An 18,708-nucleotide genomic window follows, 5' to 3' on the forward strand; every position below is an offset into this window, starting at 1 on the left:
GTGCCGCGATGATCGAGGACGAGGAGCCCCCGCGGACAGTCGCGGGGGCTTTTTGTTGACGACAGGCGTCAATCTTGTTCAATGCGATCGATCCATCCCGGGGTAGGAGAGCAATGGCCGCCGTTCGTTCCCAGGTTGCGACGCTCTGGGCCGCACTTGCCTTGTGCACTGCAATGAGCGGCGAGGCGCTGGCGCAGAAGAAATACGACAGCGGCGCCTCCGATACCGAGATCAAGATCGGTAACATCATGCCCTACAGCGGTCCGGCCTCCGGCTATGCTGCGATCGGCAGGACCGAGGAAGCCTACTTCAACAAGATCAATGCCGAGGGCGGCATCAACGGCCGCAAGATCAGATTCATCTCCTATGACGACGGCTATTCGCCGCCGAAGACGGTGGAACAGGCGCGAAAACTGGTCGAGAGCGACCACGTGCTGCTGATCTTCGGCTCGCTCGGCACCTCCACCAACAGCGCCATCCGCAAGTACATGAACGAGAAGAAGGTGCCGCAATTGTTCGTGGCGAGCGGCGCCTCGAAATGGAACGACCCCAAGCAATATTCCTGGACCATGGGCTGGCAGCCGAGCTACGTCAGCGAGGCCCGGATCTATGCCAAATACATCATGAAGGAGAAGCCAAACGGAAAGATCGGCGTGCTCTACCAGAACGACGATTTCGGCAAGGACTATCTAAACGGGTTGAAGGAGGGCCTCGGCGCCAAGGCTTCGATGATCGTGCGGGAGGAAGCCTACGACACGTCCGAGCCCGCAATCGACGAGCGAGTCGTGAAGCTGAAGGCGGCCGGCGCCGATATCTTCATCAGCCTCACCAACCAGAAATTCGCCGCGCAGGGAATCAAGAAAGCCGCGGAGATCAACTGGCATCCGATGCACATCATCTCCAACGTCTCGGCTTCGGTCAGCGGCGTATTGGAGCCGGCGGGCATTGAAGTCTCGCAAGGCATCCTGTCGGCGACCTACACCAAGGACGGCTCCGACCCGCAGTGGAATGCCGACGACGGCATGAAGAAGTTCTACAGTTTCCTCGCGCAATACGAGCCCAGGGCCAACAAGCTCGATGCCGGCGTCGTGTACGGCTATGCCGCCGCACAGACCATCGTGAAGGTGCTGCAGATGTGCGGCGACGATCTCACCCGCGAGAACGTCATGAAGCAGGCCGCCAGCCTGAAGGACTTCGCACCCGACACGCTGCTGCCAGGCATCAAGATCAACACCGCGCCCGACGATTTCGCCCCGATCGAGCAGCTGCAGATGATGCGCTTCAAGGGCAGGAAATGGGAGCTGTTCGGCGACATCATCTCGAGCGAGATGAGCCACTGAACGACGCAATTCAAAATAGCCGCCTTCTCGTAAAGCAACTCAAGCGGTGAGTTTGCCCCGCAAAAAGAATCTCACGCGCCGGAATATTCAGCACGGCCCTTCGACGAGATCGCCGCCTGCGCGAGGCCCGTGCAGGCGTTCTTCTTGCTGACGGCCGTGGATAGGTATTGAATGCGTGACGGAGCGACGCGCAACGATCGCTCCCAATAAGAACAAACGACACATTCAATCCTGTCCAGGGAGATCAAAATGCCTGCAATGCATGTGCGATTGGGGGCCTTCTCGGCTGCCCTCGTGCTAGCCGCCACGCTGTCCACGACAGCGCTCGCGCAGAAGAAATACGACACCGGCGCATCCGACACGGAGATTAAGATCGGCAACATCATGCCCTATAGCGGTCCCGCGTCCGCCTACGGCGTGATCGGCAAGACCGAAGAGGCCTATTTCCGCAAGATCAACGCAGAAGGCGGCATTAACGGCCGCAAGATCAACTTCATCACCTATGACGACGCCTATTCCCCGCCGAAGACCGTGGAGCAGGCGCGCAAGCTGGTCGAGAGCGACGAGGTGCTGCTGATCTTCAACTCGCTCGGCACCCCGCCGAACTCGGCGATCCAGAAGTATATGAACCAGAAGAAGGTTCCGCAGCTGTTCGTCGCCACCGGCGCCACGAAGTGGAACGACCCGCAGACCTTCCCGTGGACGATGGGCTGGCAACCCAACTACCAGATCGAGTCGATCATCTACGCCAAGTACATCCTGAAGAACCATCCGAACGCCAAGATCGCCGTGCTCTACCAGAACGACGATTACGGCAAGGACTATCTGAAGGGGTTCAAGGACGGGCTCGGAGCCAAGGCCGCCTCGATGATCGTCATCGAGGACAGCTACGAAGTCTCCGAGCCGACCATCGACTCCCACATCGTCAAGATGAAGTCGACCAACGCCGACGTGTTCTTCAACATCACGACGCCGAAATTCGCGGCACAGGCGATCAAGAAGAACGCCGAGATCGGCTGGAAGCCGCTGCACTTCCTCAACAACGTCTCGGCCTCGATCGGCAGCGTAATCAAGCCGGCCGGCTTCGAGAACGCGCAGGACATCATCTCGTCGCAGTACTTCAAGGATCCGACCGACGCGCAGTGGAAAAACGACAAGGCGATGATCGCCTGGAACGAATTTCTGGATAAGTACTATCCGGAAGCGAACCGCGCCGATGCCTCGGTAATGTACGGCTACATCGTCGCCCAAGGCCTCGTTCACGTGCTCAAGGCCTGCGGTGACAATCTCACCCGCGAGAACATCATGAAGCAGGCCGCCAACATCAAGGACTTCGAGCCGGCGGGCCTGTTGCCGGGCATCAAGGTCAACACCTCGGCGACCGATTTCGCGCCGCTCTCGCAACTGCAGCTGATCCGGTTCAAGGGCGAGCATTGGGTGCCATTTGGCGAGGTGCTGAGCGGCGACGTCGGCGGCTGACCATTAACCACTTGCTCAAGATGTAGCCAAATCGACTAAAGACGCAGCCCCTGCGGCCATGCCGCAGGGGCTTTTCCTTGAAGCGTTCAGGCAAATCGTATTGAATTGCGGCCGCGTCGCGAAGAAAAACGAGACAAGAAAAGGGACGCACACACAAAGAAAAAACAGGGAGATTGGAATGCCTGCTGTCACCGGCAAGCTTGCGGCCGCATCATTGGCGCTCGCGCTCATCGCGGCCTCGGCCTCAACCGCAACGGCCCAAAAAAAATACGATACCGGTGCGACCGACACCGAGATCAAGATCGGCAACATCATGCCCTACAGCGGACCGGCCTCCGCCTACGGCATCATCGGTCGCACCGAAGCCGCCTATTTCAAGAAGATCAACGAAGAGGGCGGCATCAACGGCCGCAAGATCAATTTCGTCTCCTACGACGACGCCTACTCGCCGCCGAAGACGGTGGAGCAGGCGCGCAAGCTGGTCGAGAGCGACGAGGTGCTGCTCGTCTTCAACTCGCTCGGCACGCCGCCGAACTCCGCGATCCAGAAATACATGAACTCGAAGAAGGTGCCGCAGCTGTTCGTCGCCACCGGCGCTACCAAGTGGAACGATCCGCAGAACTTCCCGTGGACCATGGGCTGGCAACCCAACTACCAGAGCGAGACGCAGATCTACGCGAAATACATCCTCAAGGCCATGCCGAACGCCAAGATCGGCGTGCTCTACCAGAACGACGATTACGGCAAGGATTACCTGAAGGGCCTGAAGGACGGCTTGGGGGCCAAGGCCGCGAGCATGATCGTGCTGGAGGAAAGCTACGAGACGTCGGAGCCGACCATCGACAACCACATCGTCAAGCTGAAAGCCACCGGCGCCGACGTCTTCATCAACATCACCACGCCGAAGTTCGCGGCGCAGGCGATCAAGAAGATCTCCGAGATCGGCTGGAAGCCGACCCACTTCCTCAACAACGTCTCGGCCTCGGTCGGCAGCGTGATCAAGCCCGCCGGCTTCGAGAATTCGCAGGACATCATCTCGGCCGCCTATCTGAAGGACGTCTCCGATCCGCAGTGGAAGGACGACGCCGGCATGAAGGCGTTCCTGGAGTTCATGACGAAGTACTTCCCCGAGGGCGACAAGCTCGACGGCGGCACCATCGTCGGCTACGGCGTCGCGCAGACGCTGGTCGAAGTGCTGAAGAAATGCGGCGACAATCTCACGCGCGAGAACGTCATGAAGCAGGCGGCGAGCCTGAAGGACTTCCGCACCGAAGTGCTGCTGCCCGGCATCAAGATCAGTACCGGGCCGAACGACTTCGCACCGATCAGCTCGCTGCAGCTGATGAAGTTCAAGGGCGACAAGTGGGACCTGTTCGGCGAGGTGATCAGCGCCGACGCCGGCGGCTAGAAGCTTCAAAGCCCGGACGACGAGCCCCCTGCGCTGATCGCGCAGGGGGCTTTTGCTTGTGTGGCAATTATGATCACGCGATTGCACAATCGAATGACGGCGAAGGCGCTTACGCTTTGGCACACGATGCGGTAGGCAGATGGCGGCGACCTCGTCGCCGCCAGTCCAGTCTGCGCAAGGCCATTGTCCATGACCGACCGACGTCCCCTGCTCCGCGCGCTCTACGACGCGGCCGTCGCCGCCGCCCATCCCGAAATGGTGCTGGCCCCTCACCTGCGACCTGCGCCCAGGGGGCGCGTGATCTGCCTCGCGGCCGGCAAGGGCGCCGGCGCGATGGCCGCAGCCGCGGAGCGGCATTATCTCGATGCGCTGGGATTGGCGCCGGAGCGCCTCGTCGGCATCGCCACCACGCGTCACGGCTACGGCGTGCCGACGCGCAGCATTCGCGTGGTCGAGGCCGGTCATCCCGTGCCTGACGAAGCCGGCCTGAAGGGCGCGGCCGACACGCTCGCACTCGCGGGCGAGGCCGGGCCGGACGATCTCCTGCTAGTGCTGCTCACCGGCGGCGGCTCGGCCAACTGGATCGCGCCGGTGGAGGGCATCAGCTTCGCGCAGAAGCAGGCGGTCAACAAGGCGCTGCTGCGCTCGGGCGCGCCGATCGGCGAGATGAACGTCGTGCGCAAGCACCTGTCGCGGATCAAGGGCGGCCGCCTCGCCCGCGCTGGCAGCAACGCCGCGGAGATCGTGACGCTCGCGATCTCCGACGTGCCGCATGACGATCCGTCCGCGATCGCCTCCGGCCCCACCGTGCCCGATCCGACCACGCTGGCGGATGCGCGCGCGATCGTGGCGAAATACAGGCTCGACATCGACGATGCGGTGCGGCGCGCGCTCGACGATCCCAACAACGAGAGCTGCAAGCCGGGCGACGCCGCCTTTGCGCACGCGTCGTTCGAGCTGATCGCGCGGCCCAAGCAGTCGCTGGACGCTGCGGTCAAGCTCGCGCGCGAGGCCGGCTACGAGACCATCGATCTCGGCGCCGATCTCGAAGGCGAGGCGCGCGAGGTCGCCGCCGATCACGCCAGGCTGGCGCTTCAGGCACGCAGCCAGGGCAAGCGCGTCGCGATTCTCTCCGGCGGCGAGCTCACGGTCACCGTGCGCGGCAACGGGCGCGGCGGGCCGAACCAGGAATACGCGCTGGCGCTGGCCTCGCTCTTGAAGGACACTTCCGGCATCGCGGCGCTGGCCGGCGACACCGACGGCGCCGATGGCGGCGCCGGCCACCCGACCGACCCCGCCGGCGCGCTGATCGATGCGGCGACGTTCGCGAAGATGAAGGCGCTGGGGCTCGAGCCGCAGGCCTATCTCGCCAACAACGACGCCACCACGTTTTTCGAGGCGACCGGCGACCTGCTACAGCCTGGACCGACGCTGACCAACGTGAACGACATCAGGGTGATTTTGGTGGATTGACGTTCGCTTACCCTCCCCTGGAGGGTAAGAGTCAAAACTCGTTGGCGATCTTCGCGAGCATCCCGATCAGGGCTTCGCGGTTGGCCTGGCCGAGCAAGTCGTTCAGCCGGGCCTCGTGCTTGGTGGCGACGAGCTTCTTGGCGCGCGCCAGCACGGCCTTGCCCTTGTCGGTCAAGACCAGGATGTGCGAGCGGCGGTCGTTGGTGGAGCGGATCCGCGCGCAGAGGTCGCGGCTCTCCAGATTGTCGAGCATGGCTACGAAGTTCGGCCTGAGGATGCCGAGCGTGGAGGCGATCTCGGTCTGGTTACGGCCGGGGTTCTTCTCGACCAGCAGCAGCACCGAGAACTGCGCCGGCGTCAGCTGGAGCGAGGCCATGCAGCGCAGAAAATTCTCGAACACCTTGAGCTGTGCACGTTTCAGGACATAGCCGAGCTGCTCGGAAAGCTCGCCGAGCTGGAGGGCCTCCGCCTGCGGCTCGCTCGCGTCCTTGCGGCCCTTGGCCACGTCGGCCGGCTTGTCGGAGGACTTTTCAGCGGTTTTGGAAACGGTCATCGCCTCGTGCTCGTAATCCCGCTAAATTCCGGGGCGGGTCGTTCCCACCCTTGAAGTTATATTTGATAATTGTTATGGACCATACCAAATATCGCCTGCGTTTTTCAATGGCTGTGAGCGGACCGTCCACCGCAATCGAGGGGACCGGTCCGGATTAGGGGGAGCGTCCGGTCTTGAATACCACCATCATGCTGTTCCTGGTGCAGGACGGCATCACCAATGGCGCGATCTATGCGCTGCTCGGCCTGGCGCTGGTGCTGGTGTTCGCCGTCACCCGGGTCATCCTCATTCCCCAGGGCGAATTCGTCACCTATGGCGCGCTGACCTATGCCTCGCTGGCCGCCGGCCAGATGCCGGGCACGGCAAAGCTGGCGCTGGCGCTCGGCATCGGCGCCTTCGCCTTCGACCTGTTCGTGGCGCGCAAGGCGCTGCACGGACGGCTGGTCGTCCGCAGCTTCATCGCCAACGTCGTGCTGCCGGCGATCGTGCTGGCGCTGACCCTGTCGCTCGCGGCGCAGAAACCGCCGGTCGCGGTCTGCATCGCGCTGTCGCTGGTGATCGTGGCGATGATCGGCCTCTATCTCTACCGCATCGCCTTCCAGCCGCTGGCGCACACCTCGGTGCTGGTGCTGCTGATCGCCTCGGTCGGCGTCCATCTCGCGCTGCAGGGACTTGGCCTGTTGTTCTTCGGCGCCGAAGGCCAGCGCGGGCCTGCCGTGCTGTCCGGCGCCTTCACCGCCGGCGCATTGCGCTTCACCGGCCAGAGCATCACCGTCTATGCCATCACCATCGCCTTCATCGTCGCGCTCTGGCTGTTCTTCGGCCTGACGCTCTACGGCAAGGCGCTGCGCGCGACCGCGGTCAACCGGCTCGGGGCGCGGCTAGCCGGCATCCGCACCACGCTGTCGGGCCAGATCGCCTTCCTGCTGGCTTCCGTGATCGGCGCACTCTCCGGCATCCTGATCGTGCCGATCACGACACTGTATTACGACTCCGGCTTCCTGATCGGGCTGAAGGGCTTCGTTGCCGCGATCATCGGCGGCCTCGTCAGCTATCCCCTCACCGCCGTCGCGGCGCTGGTGGTCGGCATCGTCGAGGCGTTCTCGTCCTTCTATGCCTCCAACTACAAGGAGGTGATCGTCTTCATGCTGCTGATCCCCGTGCTGCTGCTGCGCTCGCTCGCCGCGCCCGCGGTCGAGGAAGAGAAGGACTGAGCCCGATGCAGAGCCGGCTTCCCATCCTCGTCTTTGCGATCCTCATGGCGGCGATCCCGCTCATCCCGGGCGTGCCCCCGTTCTGGATCGTGCTGCTCGACAATATCGGCCTTGCCGCGCTGGTCGCGATGGGCCTCGTGCTGCTGACCGGCGTCGGCGGCCTCACCTCGTTCGGGCAGGCCGCCTTCGTCGGTTTCGGTGCCTACACCACCGCCGTGCTGACGACGGCCTATGGCCTGTCGCCCTGGCTGACGCTGCCGCTGTCGCTCGTGGTCAGCGGCTCGCTCGCGGTGCTGCTGGGGCTAATCACCGTGCGCCTCTCGGGGCATTATCTGCCGCTCGGCACGCTCGCCTGGGGGCTCGGGCTGTTCTACCTGTTCAGCAAGCTGGAGTTTCTGGGACGTAACGACGGCATCTCGGCGATCCCGCCGCTGTCGATCGGTGCCTTCAAGATGCTCTCGCCCGGCTCGATCTATTACGCGATCTGGATCGCCGTGATCCTCTCGGCCCTGCTGACGATGAACCTCTTGGACTCCCGCACCGGCCGCGCCATCCGCGCGCTGCGCCGCGGCCATGTCGCCGCCGAAGCCTTCGGCGTCCACACGCCTCGCGCAAAGCTCCTGGTGTTCATCCACGCCGCGGTGCTCGCCGGCCTGTCCGGCTGGCTCTACGCCCATCTCCAGCGCGCCGTGAACCCGACGCCGTTCGGCGCGCATATGGGCATCGAGTATCTCTTCATCGCGGTGGTCGGCGGCGCCGGCTATGTCTGGGGCGGCGTGCTGGGCGCGGCGATTGTCGTGATCCTGAAAGAGGTACTGCAGAGCTATCTGCCGCTGATCCTGCCCGGCTCCGGCCAGGTCGAGACCATCGTGTTCGGCATCATGCTGGTGGCGCTGCTGCAGCTTGCGCCCGGCGGCCTCTGGCCCTGGCTGATGTCGTTCTTCCCCGAGCGCACCGACGGCAAGAAGCCGGACACCTCCCTGAAGCTGGAGCATCGCACCCGCGCACCCGCCGAGGCCGGTGTCCTGCTTCAGGTCGAGAAGGCGCGAAAACAATTCGGTGGCGTGGTCGCGGTGAACAACGTCTCCTTCGACGTCCACGCCCGCGAGATCGTCGCGCTGATCGGCCCGAACGGCGCCGGCAAGAGCACGACCTTCAACCTGATCACCGGGGTGCTGTCCGCAACCGCCGGCTCGATCTCCGTGCTCGGCAAGAAGGTCGACAACGCGCCGCCGCAGGAGATCGTCAAGCTCGGGATCAGCAGGACCTTCCAGCACGTCAAGCTCGTCCCCGACATGACCGTGCTGGAGAACGTCGCGATCGGCGCGCATCTGCGCGGGCATTCGGGACCGATTTCCTCGATGCTGCGGCTCGACCGCGCTGACGAGGCCAAGCTGCTCGCCGAGGCCGCGCGCCAGATCGAGCGCGTCGGCCTCACCGAGCAGATGCACCAGCTGGCAGGCTCGCTCTCGCTCGGCCAGCAGCGCATCGTCGAGATCGCCCGCGCGCTCTGCGTCGATCCGATGCTGCTGCTGCTCGACGAGCCGGCAGCCGGACTGCGCCACATGGAAAAGCAGCGCCTCGCAACGTTGCTGCGTGACTTGCGCGACGGCGGCATGAGCGTGTTGCTGGTCGAGCACGACATGGGCTTCGTGATGAACCTTGCCGACCGCATCGTGGTGCTCGATTTCGGCACCAAGATCGCGGAAGGCACGCCGGCGACGATCAAGACCAATCCCGAAGTGATCAAGGCCTATCTCGGAGTGGCGGCATGAGCACGCTGTTGTCCGTCACCGACGCGCATGTCGCCTATGGCAAGGTCGAGGCGGTGCGTTCGGTCTCGCTCGAGGTGGGCGCCAACGAGATCGTCACCATTGTCGGCGCCAACGGCGCCGGCAAGACCACACTGCTCTCGGCCATCATGGGAATCCTGCCGCTGAAGGGCCGCGTCGCCTTTGCCGGGCAGGATCTCGCCCGCCTCGACATCGAGGACCGTGTCGCGATGGGCCTCGGTCTCGTTCCCGAGCATCGCGAATTGTTCGTGACCATGAATGTCGAGGACAATCTCGAGCTGGGCGCGTTCCGGATCGAGCGCAGCAAGGCCAAAGCCTCGATGGAGCGGGTCTATGCGCTGTTTCCGCGGCTCAAGGAGCGGCGCAAGCAGCTCGCCGGCACGCTCTCCGGCGGCGAGCAGCAGATGCTCGCGATGGGCCGCGCGCTGATGGGCGAGCCGAAGCTCTTGATGCTGGACGAGCCGAGCCTCGGCCTTGCCCCGATCATCGTCGCCGACATCTTCCGCATCGTCACCGAGCTCCGCGCCGCCAGCGTCTCCGTGCTGCTGGTCGAGCAGAACGCGCAGGCCGCGCTGAAGATCGCGGACCACGCCTACGTTATGGAGCTCGGCGAGTTCGTGCTCAGCGGCAAGGCCAGCGACATCGCCGCCAACGAACGGGTGGCCGCGAGCTATCTCGGCTTCCAGCACGAAGGCGAGAGTGTGATTTAGCGATTCAGCGCTCTTCTTCCCTCCCCTTGTGGGAGAAGGTGGCGCGAAGCGCCGGATGAGGGGTTCTCTCCGCGCGTGAGACCGTCCGAGAGGACAGAACCCCTCACCCGGCTTCGATGCTTCGCATCGAATCCACCCTCTCCCACAAGGGGAGAGGGTGCACCGCGCAGCCTGCTTCAGCTTTCGTTAGAGGCTAAGCTCGCCGCCTACCCCTTCAGCGCCGCAACCTCCGCTTCCAGCTCTGCGATCCGCTGATCCCTCGCGGCGAGCGCGGCCGCGACATCGGCTGCATCAAACTTCTGCGGGATGTGCTGCGGGCAGTTGGTGTCCCAGGCCGCGATCTTGAACAGGATCACTTGCTCGGGCCGGGCGCGGTAGCCTTTCGGCATCAGCGACGTGGTCAGGGCTTCGTCGTCCTCGACCACGCGCGCCTCGCCCCAGATCTTCACCCGGCGGCGGTGGGCGTAGTCCATCACGAAGATGTAGGCCTTGGGATTCTCCGAGAGATTTCCTTGCGTGATGAACTGCTGGTTGCCGGCGTAGTCGGCGAAGGCGAGCGTCTGCTTGTCCAGCACCTTGAGAAAGCCCTTCGGGCCGCCGCGGTGCTGGATGTAGGGCTGGCCGTCGGCTGAAGCCGTGGCGAAATAGAAGCTGTTGGCGTCGGCCAGGAACGCGGCGAGATTGTCGTCGACCTCGGTGCGCCAGCCGCGCTGCTCGCTGCGCGCATAGGCCTCGCGCGAGCCCTTGCGCGCCTGGATCGTCTTCACCGCCGGCGAAAAGGCCACGTCGCTGGCATAGGTGTGAACTGCCGTCATCGGAACATCTCCTGAAATTCCGGCGCATTGCTGCGTCTTCCGCGCCTAATCTGGACCTTTCGGCGTCTAAAACAATTGAGCAGCTTGACACTTCATCATTGCGATTTATGCAATAATGTCCATGGACCGCCTGGAAGCCATGCACGTCTTCGTCACGGTCGCCGACCTGCGCGGCTTCGCGCCGGCCGCGCGCAAACTGCGGCTGTCGCCGTCGGCGGTGACGCGGACGATCGCGGCGCTGGAGGAGCATCTCGGCGCGCGGCTGCTGCAGCGGACCACGCGGCAGGTGGCGCTGACCGACGTCGGCACGCGCTACCTGGAGCGCGCGCGGCGCATCCTCGCCGACGTCGAGGAGGCTGACGGCTCGGCGCGGGAGGAGCGCAATCGGCCGAGCGGGCGTCTCGTCGTGTCCGCGCCGGTCGGCTTCGGCCGGCTGCATGTCGGGCCTCTCATGACCGCCTATCTCAAGCGCTATCCCGAGGTCGCCGCCGAACTCAGGCTGTCCGATCATCTCGTCAACCTCGTCGAGGACGCCGTCGATGCCGCGGTGCGGATCGGCCATCTCGCCGATTCCTCGCTTGTGGCGCGCCAGGTCGGCGAGATGCGGCGGATCGTGGTGGCCGCGCCCGGTTATCTCAAGCGCAACGGCGAGCCGAAGACGCCGGAAGCGCTCGCCACGCACCAGACCATCCAGTTCGGCCCCTGGTCCGAATGGCGTTTCCTGCGCGACGGCCGCGATATCGGGCTGCCGCTGTCGCCTCGCTTCATCAGCAACAGCGCCGACGCCGCCCTGCAATATGCCGAAGCCGGCGGCGGCGTGACGCGGGTGCTGGCCTATCAGGCCGCCGAGGGCCTGAAGCGCGGGCGCCTGAAGATCGTGCTGGCGCAATACGAGCAGCCGGCGCTGCCGATCCACATCGTCTACCCGACCTCGCGCCTGCTCTCGGCCAAGGTGCGCGCGTTCGTCGACCTCGTGGTGGAGACGGCGGAGTGGAGGTTTGGGTGATCTTTTCCGTCATGGCCGGGCTTGCCCCGGGCATGACGACGGAGAGAGTTGGGCCTCACCCCTTCTTCGGCACTACCCGAAACGTGCCGCTGGCCCGCGCGATCACGGCGTCGTCCGCCTTCACCAGGCACTGCGCGAAGCAGATCGTGTTCCCGGTCTTGATCGCCTCGCCCTCGACCGCCAGCCATTGGCCGATCTCGGCGGCGCCGACATAGTCGACCGACAGCGAGATGGTGACGAATGACGTGGTCCAGCCCGTCGCCTGGGCGCAGCTGTAGCCCATGGCGGCGTCAGCGAGCGCCGCGATCAGCCCGCCATGGATCAATCCGCGGGCGTTGGTGTGCGGCGTCGCCAGGCGCAGTCCGACGGTGACGCCCTTATCGGTCTTCTTCGAATAGAGCGGCTCCCAGGGATCGGTCAGCGGCGCTTTGCGGAAATGTGGCTCGTAGCCGGCGGGGATGTCGGTGCGGGTCATGGCGGTCTCGCTTCATTGCCTCGGCTGCATTGGAAGCGAATGACGCGAGGAATGCATCACCTACAAAGCTTTAAACGGAATTTGTGCAGATGTTTGAAACGAGCCCCGCCATCGCCGCAACGGCCCGACGATTGCGACCTTTGTCCGCAATACATGCTGCTTCCGATCCTGTTAGGCTTTGGCCGCAGCCTGCTTGTGGCAAAGGCTCGCAGGCGATAATTATACCATATAACGTTTGCGCAAAGGGAGAGCGGTGGTCGCCCGAGCAGCGACAAATCCATGCAACATGACTGACGTAGATGGCGCGACACGGCGGGCCTCAGTTCCGGCTTGAACGCGCCGGCGAATTAGATAACATGTTAATTAACGAGACCGGGCCAACGAAGCCCGCCGTCGCAAAAGGGAGAGACGCGTGATGAGGAAAGCCTGTCTGGCCTTGCTGCTGGCAGCAAGCGTGAGCCCCGCGCTCGCGCAGGACAAGACATTTGACCTGAAGGTCTCGCACTGGGTGCCGGCATCGCATCCGCTGCAGAAATCGCTGGAAGACTGGGTGGCTGCGGTGAACAAGGATTCCGGCGGCACCATTACCGGCAAGGTGTTTCCGGCCCAGCAGCTCGGCAAGGCCTTCGACCATTACGACATGGCGCGCGACGGCATCGCCGACGTCACCTATGTCAATCCCGGCTACCAGCCCGGCCGCTTCCCGATCATCGGCGCCGGGGAATTGCCGTTCCTGATCTCGGATGCCAAGGGCGGCTCGATGGGGCTCGACGCGTGGTATCGCAAATATGCCGAGAAGGAGATGAAGGACGTCAAATACTGCCTCGCCTTCGTCCACTCGCCCTCCTCGTTCCATTCCCGCACCAAGAAGATCGTCAACCCCGAGGACGTGAAGGGCATGAAGATCCGCCCGGCGCACGCTACCATGGCGAACTTCGTCACCTCGCTTGGCGGCACCAATGTGCAGTCCTCGGCGCCGGAAGTGCGCGACATCATCGAGCGCGGCGTCGCCGACGGCGTCACCTTCCCCTGGGGCTCCCTGGTGCTGTTCGGCATCGACAAGGTGACCAAATACGACATGGAGGCGCCGCTCTACACCACGACCTTCGTGTTCGTGATCAACAAGGACAAGTACAATGCGATGTCCGACAAGCAGAAGGCCGCGATCGACAAGAACTGCACGGTCGAGATGGCAGGCGCGGTCGGCGAGCATTGGGGCAAGTTCGAGGACGCCGGCATCGCCAAGGTGAAGGCGGAATCCAGCCATGAGGTCTACAAGCTGACGCCCGAGCAGATCGCGGCCTGGAAGAAGGCCGCCGAGCCGCTGGTCAAGACCTGGGGCGACGGCGCCAAGAAGGCCGGTGCCGATCCCGACGCCGCGCTCGCGGATCTCAAGGCCTCGCTGAAGAAATACAACGCGCTGGCGGAGTGACGCGGTGGCGAAGGAAACGCGGCGGCGGGATTGGTCCTGCCGCCGTTGCCTTGCAAGCTGAGAGCAGGTGAGGAGCGCACCGTGTCTCTTCCCCCTCTCCCCGCTTGCGGGGAGAGGCTTGGGGTGAGGGGGAGTCTCCGCAGGGACGGTGACAATCGGACGCGTGGATAGTCCCCCTCACCCGCCACGCTTCGCGTGTCGGCCTCTCCCCGCAAGCGGGGAGAGGCGAAGTGCCGCCGCCAGAGCCGAGAATGAGAATAGCAGTGCTTAGGAAACACCCATGAAGCGCTCCTGGATGGATCGCGTGATCGACTCGATCGAATGGATCGCGGCCGGCTTCGTCGGCATCGTCGCGCTCGACATCTTCCTGTCGGTGCTCTTGCGCAACACGCTGAACTATTCGATCCCCGACAGCTTCGACATCGGCCGAATGCTGCTCGGCATCCTCATCTTCTGGGGCATCGCGGCGACCTCCTATCGCGGCACCCACATCACGGTCGACCTGGTCTGGGGCAATGTCGGGCCGCGCCATCAGCGCTGGATCGACGTGTTCGCGACCCTGGTGCTGCTGTTCGTCGTCACCGTGCAGACCTGGACGCTGTTCGACAAGGTCCGGCTGACCTACAACGACAACGTTCAGACCTTCGACCTGCACATGCCGACATGGCCGTTCTTCCTCGTCGCGTGGATCGGCGACGTCTGCGCCGTGCTGCTGATCGCGATCCGCACGTACCGGCTGATCTTCCACCCCGAAGACATGCATGAACCCAAGATCAAGGTGACGGAGTAACCATGAGTACCGACGCCGTCGCCGTCATCGGCTTCGTCGCCCTGTTCGCCCTGATGCTGCTGCGCGTGCCGGTCGGCATGGCCATGGGCCTCGTCGGCGTGTGCGGCTTCAGCTATCTCGTGGGCTCGACACCGGCCCTGAAGATGGTCGGTCAGGTCACCATGCGCACCGTGACCGACTACACCTTCGGCGTCATCCCGATGTTCCTGCTGATGGGCTCCTTCGTCAGCAATTCCGGCATGAGCCGCGAGCTATTCCGCGCCGCCAACGGCTTCGTCGGACATTTGCGCGGCGGACTCGGCATTGCCACCGTCGGCGCCTGCGGCGGCTTTGCCGCAATCTGCGGCTCCTCGGTCGCGACCGCGGCGACCTTCTCCGCCGTCGCCTATCCCGAGATGCGGCGCTTCGGCTATCCGCAATCCTTCGCCACCGGCGTGATCGCGGCCGGCGGCACGCTGGGCGCGATGCTGCCGCCATCCACTGTTCTTGCGGTCTACGGCATCATCACCGAGCAGGACATCGGCAAGCTGTTCATCGCCGGCATCATCCCGGGCCTGCTCGCGATGACCATGTACATGATCACGATCTCCCTGATCGGCTATTTCCGCCCCGAGTTCCTGCCCAAGGGCAAGGTGACGCCGTGGCGCGAGCGCTTTGCCGGATTGAAGGAGATCTGGGCACCGGTGCTGCTGTTCATCTTCGTCATCGGCGGCCTCTACGGCCTGCCCTTCCTGCCGCGCTTCACGCCGACCGAGGCCGGCGGCGTCGGCGCGACCGGGGCCTTCATCATCGGCGTGCTGACCGGCCGGCTCGACCGCGAGAAGGTGCTGGCCTCGCTGCTGCAGGCGACGCGCACCGCGGCTGCGGTGTTCACCGTGCTGATCGGCGCGCTGATCTTCGGCTATTTCCTCACGGTGACGCAGACGCCGCAGAAGGTGACGGAATTCCTCACCGGGCTCGGCCTCGGCCCCTACGGCGTGCTGGCGCTGATCATGGTGATGTATCTCGTGCTCGGCTGCCTGATGGATGCCATGGCGATGATCATCCTGACCGTGCCGATCATCTTCCCGGTGATCATGCATCTGGGGTTCGATCCGATCTGGTTCGGCATCATCATCGTCGTGACCGTCGAGCTCGGCCTGATCACTCCGCCCGTGGGCATGAACGTCTTCGTCATAAAAAGCGTGGTGAAGGACGTCTCCTTCTCCACCATCTTCAAGGGCGTAAGCCCGTTCGTGGCAACGGACCTCGTGCGCCTCGTGATCCTGATCGCCTTCCCGCTGCTGGCAACCTGGCTGCCGACGCGGATGATGGCGCATTAGAGGTGACAAGATTGAATGCCGCACGGCGTGGCTGCTTCCCCTCTCCCCTTGTGGGAGAGGGTGGCTCGCCGCGATAGCGGCGAGACGGGTGAGGGATCTCTCTCCGCGAGCACGCTTGTGGAGATAGACCCCTCATCCGGCGCTTCGCGCCACCTTCTCCCACAAGGGGAGAAGGGAAGGCTCGTCGATAATTGGAGGCAGAGATGACCACCCCGACCCTCGAAACAAGATACGTTTTCACCATCACCGCGCGGATCGGCGACGTCGTGACCGCGGGCGAGACCGGGATCGGCGTCCGCCGCATCATTCCGATCATCGGCGGCGAGGTGACGGGCGCGGTCAGCGGAAAGGTGCTCCCCTTCGGCGCCGATTTCCAGACCATCCGGCCCAACGAGTTGATCGATCTCGAAGCGAAATACGCCTTCGAGACCGACGACGGTGCGACCGTCTACGTCGAGAACAAGGGTATGCGCTTCGGCCCGGTCGAGCTGTTGCACAAGCTCAAGCGCGGCGAGCCGGTCGATCCGAAGCTGATCTATTTCCGCACCGTGCCGAAGTTCGAGACCGGGCACGAGACGTACCGCTGGCTGATGGAGCACATCTTCGTGGCGTCAGCGGCGCGCCATGCGGATCGCGTCGTGATCGACGTGCATCAGGTGATGTGAGGGAGAGGCCGTAGGGCCTCTAGCCGGATCGCGCCGGACGATGCTGCGCATCGCCGGGGGCGACCCGGATGAGGTGAAGACGCCTACAACGTCTCTTGCTTATGCCCGCAGTTCTTGCAGGCGAACTTGACGCGGGTCTGGCCCTTCTCCGCCTGCACCCGGTTCGGCGCTCCGCACTTGCCGCAGACAGCCTCGATGCGGGTCGTGCCCTGCTTGACCACGATGGTCTTCTTTTCCATCGATTCGCGGATCAGGCGCTCGGCCTCCTCGCGCAGGGATTGTTTCGACAAAGCTCGTCTCCGCCTCTGGAAAACGCGAGAGCCATATCGCACCTGCACGCGAAGCACAATGCACCCTGCCTGCCGCGCGCGCCCCTGTCGCCCCAGAGCGCGCGCTGCGACCGTTCGCCTTACGCCGCCTTCGAGACCTCCATCAGCAGCCGCTCGGCCTTGGCATCCTCGATGCGGTTCACGAGGCGGCTGCTCTCATGATTGTCGCGCACGGTCTTGGTCAGGGTGACGCAGGTCTGGATCATCATCACGATGCCCATGGTGAGATAACCCTTCATCCAGAGGTCGATCGGCAGGAAGAAGATGCCGATGGCGACGAGGAAGGCGGAAGCTGCGAAGGACGCGTAGGTGAAGCTCACCCAGGCGCCGCTGTGGGGCTGGCCATTCTGGTTCATGATGGTCTCCTGTCGATTGGAATGATGATTGCGTTCGGATTGGAACTTGAGATCAGCCCGCCGGCATGCGCCTGGACTTCAAGCGCGCCAGCACATCGTCGGCGGTCGTCTTGAGCCGCGGGCCGAAGCCCTGCTCGGCGAGTCGTTCGGCGGTGGCGAGCGGGCCGGTGGCCGCGTCGAGCTCGACCAGGGCATCGTCGGCCGCCTGAGCCTCCATCTGCCGCTCGCGCAGACGCCTCAGCGTCCCCTCCGCCTCCGGCAATGTCGATTCATAGGGGCGCGCGGCCTCGATGCCGCTGCGGCGAAGCGAGCGCACCGCTTCCGAGGCGCGGGCGATCCGGCGACCGCGATCGAGCTCGGTGATGCGGGCCTGCGCGTTGGCGACGTGGCGCTTCAGCCTGATGATCTCGGTCGCGAACAGCGCGCGCGCCGTCATGGCCGCATCGCGATCGGCCTCCAGCGCCGCAATGGCTTCGGCGGCCTCCTTGGCGAGGTCCTCGCGGCCGCCATCCAGCGCCGCAACGGCACGGGTCTCGAGATCGGCGATACGCGCATTCGTGGCCTCGAGCTTGCGGCCTTCCTGCTGGTCCTGCGCGATTGCCAGCGCCAGCGTGCGCTTGCTGCGCTCGACGGCTGCGGCTGCATCGCGCATCTGCTGATCCAGGATCAGAAGGGCGGTGCGATCTTCCAGTTCCTCGCCCGCAGCGGCGACGCTGCCGCGGAAGAGGGTCACGACGGTCTTGAACATTGGTTGCTCCCTGTCTATGAGCGTTGCTCACAGATGGTTTGTAGCAGGAACCTTGAACATCGTTCAATATTATTTTGAGCGACGCTCAAGAATTTGGTTAAGAATGACTAAGGCCCTGGAACGGCGAGAGAAATTGCGTGCGGCCCTGATCCAGGCGGCCGAACAGATGATCGCCGAGCGGGGGCTGGCGGGTCTCAAGACCCGCGATTTGGCCCGCGAGACCGGCTGCGCCAATGGCGCGGTCTACAATCTCGTGGCTGATGTCGACGAACTGATCCTGCGGGTCGGCTCGCGCACGCTGCTCCGGCTCGACGAGACGCTGACTCTCGCAACAAATGCCGGCGAGCCATCGCCACGGGAATCCCTGGTCCGCATCGCCCTCGCCTATTGCGATTTCGCCGCCGAAAACCTCCAGCTCTGGCGCGCGCTGTTCGAGCACCGGATGGAGACGGGCAAGCTGGTGCCGGATTGGTCCGTGCACGACCAGATGCAGCTGTTCCGTCATATCTACCAGCCGCTGGCCGCACTGTTTCCTGGGCGCAGCCCGGAGGAACTCGGCATCACCGCACGCAGCCTGTTCTCGGCCGTGCATGGCATGGCGGCGCTCGGGCTGGAGCGGAAGCTGGTGGCCGTGCCGCTGCCGGCGCTGCGCAAGGAGATCACGGGCCTCGTGCGCGCGATGATCGACGGGCTGATCGCGCACGACGTGAAAGGAGCGGCGGCGGCTGACTAAAATTTCACCTGTCGCATCGCCAGTCGCGCGCTTAGCCTTCGAGCCGTCCCTTCACCTCTCGGAGCAC

19 protein-coding genes are annotated in these 18,708 nt (G+C 64.2%); 13 read left to right on the forward strand and 6 right to left on the reverse strand.

Features of this window, described 5'->3' with window-relative positions; translation table 11 throughout:
• Nucleotides 1–113 precede the first annotated feature (113 nt).
• The 4 genes from I6F36_RS13135 (at nt 114) to I6F36_RS13150 (ending at nt 5,700) form a co-directional block, all read left to right on the forward strand.
• Nucleotides 114–1,340 carry an ABC transporter substrate-binding protein gene (locus I6F36_RS13135; RefSeq protein WP_225171553.1) on the forward strand — a complete coding sequence of 409 codons (1,227 nt, stop codon included), beginning with the start codon at nt 114–116 and terminating at the stop codon, nt 1,338–1,340.
• Nucleotides 1,341–1,589: 249 nt separating this feature from the next.
• Nucleotides 1,590–2,819, forward strand: a complete 1,230-nt coding sequence (locus tag I6F36_RS13140) for an ABC transporter substrate-binding protein (protein ID WP_035997935.1) — start codon at nt 1,590–1,592, stop codon at nt 2,817–2,819.
• 178 nt (nt 2,820–2,997) lie between these two features.
• The gene (locus I6F36_RS13145; RefSeq protein WP_035997932.1) at nt 2,998–4,227 is read left to right on the forward strand and encodes an ABC transporter substrate-binding protein; all 1,230 of its coding nucleotides are present in this window, start codon (nt 2,998–3,000) and stop codon (nt 4,225–4,227) included.
• Nucleotides 4,228–4,416: 189 nt separating this feature from the next.
• A complete protein-coding gene (locus I6F36_RS13150; RefSeq protein ID WP_225146376.1) occupies nt 4,417–5,700 on the forward strand; it encodes a glycerate kinase in 1,284 nt (427 codons plus the stop codon).
• A 31-nt stretch (nt 5,701–5,731) separates the two neighbouring features.
• On the opposite strand, the gene I6F36_RS13155 is transcribed toward I6F36_RS13150, so the two are convergent.
• Nucleotides 5,732–6,253, reverse strand: a complete 522-nt coding sequence (locus I6F36_RS13155; protein ID WP_036021509.1) for a MarR family winged helix-turn-helix transcriptional regulator — start codon at nt 6,251–6,253, stop codon at nt 5,732–5,734.
• Nucleotides 6,254–6,426: 173 nt separating this feature from the next.
• Between I6F36_RS13155 and I6F36_RS13160 the strand changes: the two genes are divergently transcribed.
• From I6F36_RS13160 to I6F36_RS13170, 3 genes are read left to right on the forward strand one after another with little or no spacing between them, the layout of a single operon-like run.
• Nucleotides 6,427–7,467: a branched-chain amino acid ABC transporter permease gene (locus tag I6F36_RS13160; protein ID WP_036036742.1), complete on the forward strand. Its 1,041-nt coding sequence runs from the start codon at nt 6,427–6,429 to the stop codon at nt 7,465–7,467.
• Nucleotides 7,468–7,472: 5 nt separating this feature from the next.
• Entirely contained in the window at nt 7,473–9,242 is a 1,770-nt protein-coding gene (locus tag I6F36_RS13165) for an ATP-binding cassette domain-containing protein (RefSeq protein WP_225171554.1), read from the forward strand.
• Nucleotides 9,239–9,970, forward strand: a complete 732-nt coding sequence (locus tag I6F36_RS13170; RefSeq protein WP_225171555.1) for an ABC transporter ATP-binding protein — start codon at nt 9,239–9,241, stop codon at nt 9,968–9,970. Before I6F36_RS13165 ends, I6F36_RS13170 begins: the two co-directional genes overlap by 4 nt.
• Nucleotides 9,971–10,176: 206 nt before the next feature.
• Here the strand turns inward: I6F36_RS13170 and I6F36_RS13175 are convergent, their stop codons facing one another.
• Complete coding sequence (locus I6F36_RS13175; RefSeq protein ID WP_225126449.1) at nt 10,177–10,785, reverse strand: pyridoxamine 5'-phosphate oxidase family protein; 609 nt, start codon at nt 10,783–10,785, stop codon at nt 10,177–10,179.
• A 121-nt stretch (nt 10,786–10,906) separates the two neighbouring features.
• Between I6F36_RS13175 and I6F36_RS13180 the strand changes: the two genes are divergently transcribed.
• On the forward strand, nt 10,907–11,791 hold the full coding sequence (locus I6F36_RS13180) for a LysR family transcriptional regulator (RefSeq protein WP_225141304.1): 885 nt from the start codon (nt 10,907–10,909) through the stop codon (nt 11,789–11,791).
• A gap of 55 nt (nt 11,792–11,846) precedes the next feature.
• Here the strand turns inward: I6F36_RS13180 and I6F36_RS13185 are convergent, their stop codons facing one another.
• Nucleotides 11,847–12,266: a PaaI family thioesterase gene (locus I6F36_RS13185; protein ID WP_035997915.1), complete on the reverse strand. Its 420-nt coding sequence runs from the start codon at nt 12,264–12,266 to the stop codon at nt 11,847–11,849.
• Nucleotides 12,267–12,681: 415 nt separating this feature from the next.
• Between I6F36_RS13185 and I6F36_RS13190 the strand changes: the two genes are divergently transcribed.
• The 4 genes from I6F36_RS13190 (at nt 12,682) to I6F36_RS13205 (ending at nt 16,475) form a co-directional block, all read left to right on the forward strand.
• Nucleotides 12,682–13,698 (forward strand): TRAP transporter substrate-binding protein, encoded by a 1,017-nt coding sequence (locus I6F36_RS13190; RefSeq protein WP_225171556.1) that lies wholly within the window; start codon nt 12,682–12,684, stop codon nt 13,696–13,698.
• 280 nt (nt 13,699–13,978) lie between these two features.
• Nucleotides 13,979–14,488 carry a TRAP transporter small permease gene (locus I6F36_RS13195; RefSeq protein WP_035997911.1) on the forward strand — a complete coding sequence of 170 codons (510 nt, stop codon included), beginning with the start codon at nt 13,979–13,981 and terminating at the stop codon, nt 14,486–14,488.
• Nucleotides 14,489–14,490: 2 nt separating this feature from the next.
• Complete coding sequence (locus I6F36_RS13200; protein WP_035997903.1) at nt 14,491–15,810, forward strand: TRAP transporter large permease; 1,320 nt, start codon at nt 14,491–14,493, stop codon at nt 15,808–15,810.
• 203 nt (nt 15,811–16,013) lie between these two features.
• Nucleotides 16,014–16,475: a DUF3237 domain-containing protein gene (locus tag I6F36_RS13205; RefSeq protein WP_035997901.1), complete on the forward strand. Its 462-nt coding sequence runs from the start codon at nt 16,014–16,016 to the stop codon at nt 16,473–16,475.
• An 83-nt stretch (nt 16,476–16,558) separates the two neighbouring features.
• On the opposite strand, the gene I6F36_RS13210 is transcribed toward I6F36_RS13205, so the two are convergent.
• The 3 genes from I6F36_RS13210 to I6F36_RS13220 all read right to left on the reverse strand — a co-directional run bounded on the left by I6F36_RS13210 (nt 16,559) and on the right by I6F36_RS13220 (nt 17,908).
• Nucleotides 16,559–16,765, reverse strand: coding sequence for a hypothetical protein (locus tag I6F36_RS13210; protein ID WP_025033895.1), 207 nt, complete (start codon nt 16,763–16,765; stop codon nt 16,559–16,561).
• A 119-nt stretch (nt 16,766–16,884) separates the two neighbouring features.
• A complete protein-coding gene (locus I6F36_RS13215) occupies nt 16,885–17,160 on the reverse strand; it encodes a YiaA/YiaB family inner membrane protein (protein WP_035997898.1) in 276 nt (91 codons plus the stop codon).
• A 52-nt stretch (nt 17,161–17,212) separates the two neighbouring features.
• Nucleotides 17,213–17,908 (reverse strand): PspA/IM30 family protein, encoded by a 696-nt coding sequence (locus I6F36_RS13220; protein WP_225111650.1) that lies wholly within the window; start codon nt 17,906–17,908, stop codon nt 17,213–17,215.
• Between the two features lie 103 nt (nt 17,909–18,011).
• Between I6F36_RS13220 and I6F36_RS13225 the strand changes: the two genes are divergently transcribed.
• On the forward strand, nt 18,012–18,641 hold the full coding sequence (locus tag I6F36_RS13225) for a TetR/AcrR family transcriptional regulator (RefSeq protein WP_225171557.1): 630 nt from the start codon (nt 18,012–18,014) through the stop codon (nt 18,639–18,641).
• The last annotated feature ends 67 nt before the right edge of the window (nt 18,642–18,708 follow it).

Origin of the sequence: Bradyrhizobium sp. BRP19 (assembly GCF_020194195.1) — a bacterium.
Lineage (GTDB): Bacteria > Pseudomonadota > Alphaproteobacteria > Rhizobiales > Xanthobacteraceae > Bradyrhizobium > Bradyrhizobium yuanmingense.

Excerpts from the sequence above, each read along its gene's own strand:
- I6F36_RS13135 (WP_225171553.1), top strand. The coding sequence starts at position 114 with ATGGCCGCCGTTCGTTCCCAGGTTGCGACGCTCTGGGCCGCACTTGCC.
- I6F36_RS13140 (WP_035997935.1), top strand. The coding sequence starts at position 1,590 with ATGCCTGCAATGCATGTGCGATTGGGGGCCTTCTCGGCTGCCCTCGTG.
- I6F36_RS13145 (WP_035997932.1), top strand. The coding sequence starts at position 2,998 with ATGCCTGCTGTCACCGGCAAGCTTGCGGCCGCATCATTGGCGCTCGCG.
- I6F36_RS13150 (WP_225146376.1), top strand. The coding sequence starts at position 4,417 with ATGACCGACCGACGTCCCCTGCTCCGCGCGCTCTACGACGCGGCCGTC.
- I6F36_RS13155 (WP_036021509.1), bottom strand. The coding sequence starts at position 6,253 with ATGACCGTTTCCAAAACCGCTGAAAAGTCCTCCGACAAGCCGGCCGAC.
- I6F36_RS13165 (WP_225171554.1), top strand. The coding sequence starts at position 7,473 with ATGCAGAGCCGGCTTCCCATCCTCGTCTTTGCGATCCTCATGGCGGCG.
- I6F36_RS13170 (WP_225171555.1), top strand. The coding sequence starts at position 9,239 with ATGAGCACGCTGTTGTCCGTCACCGACGCGCATGTCGCCTATGGCAAG.
- I6F36_RS13175 (WP_225126449.1), bottom strand. The coding sequence starts at position 10,785 with ATGACGGCAGTTCACACCTATGCCAGCGACGTGGCCTTTTCGCCGGCG.
- I6F36_RS13180 (WP_225141304.1), top strand. The coding sequence starts at position 10,907 with ATGGACCGCCTGGAAGCCATGCACGTCTTCGTCACGGTCGCCGACCTG.
- I6F36_RS13185 (WP_035997915.1), bottom strand. The coding sequence starts at position 12,266 with ATGACCCGCACCGACATCCCCGCCGGCTACGAGCCACATTTCCGCAAA.
- I6F36_RS13190 (WP_225171556.1), top strand. The coding sequence starts at position 12,682 with ATGAGGAAAGCCTGTCTGGCCTTGCTGCTGGCAGCAAGCGTGAGCCCC.
- I6F36_RS13195 (WP_035997911.1), top strand. The coding sequence starts at position 13,979 with ATGAAGCGCTCCTGGATGGATCGCGTGATCGACTCGATCGAATGGATC.
- I6F36_RS13200 (WP_035997903.1), top strand. The coding sequence starts at position 14,491 with ATGAGTACCGACGCCGTCGCCGTCATCGGCTTCGTCGCCCTGTTCGCC.
- I6F36_RS13205 (WP_035997901.1), top strand. The coding sequence starts at position 16,014 with ATGACCACCCCGACCCTCGAAACAAGATACGTTTTCACCATCACCGCG.
- I6F36_RS13215 (WP_035997898.1), bottom strand. The coding sequence starts at position 17,160 with ATGAACCAGAATGGCCAGCCCCACAGCGGCGCCTGGGTGAGCTTCACC.
- I6F36_RS13220 (WP_225111650.1), bottom strand. The coding sequence starts at position 17,908 with ATGTTCAAGACCGTCGTGACCCTCTTCCGCGGCAGCGTCGCCGCTGCG.
- I6F36_RS13225 (WP_225171557.1), top strand. The coding sequence starts at position 18,012 with ATGACTAAGGCCCTGGAACGGCGAGAGAAATTGCGTGCGGCCCTGATC.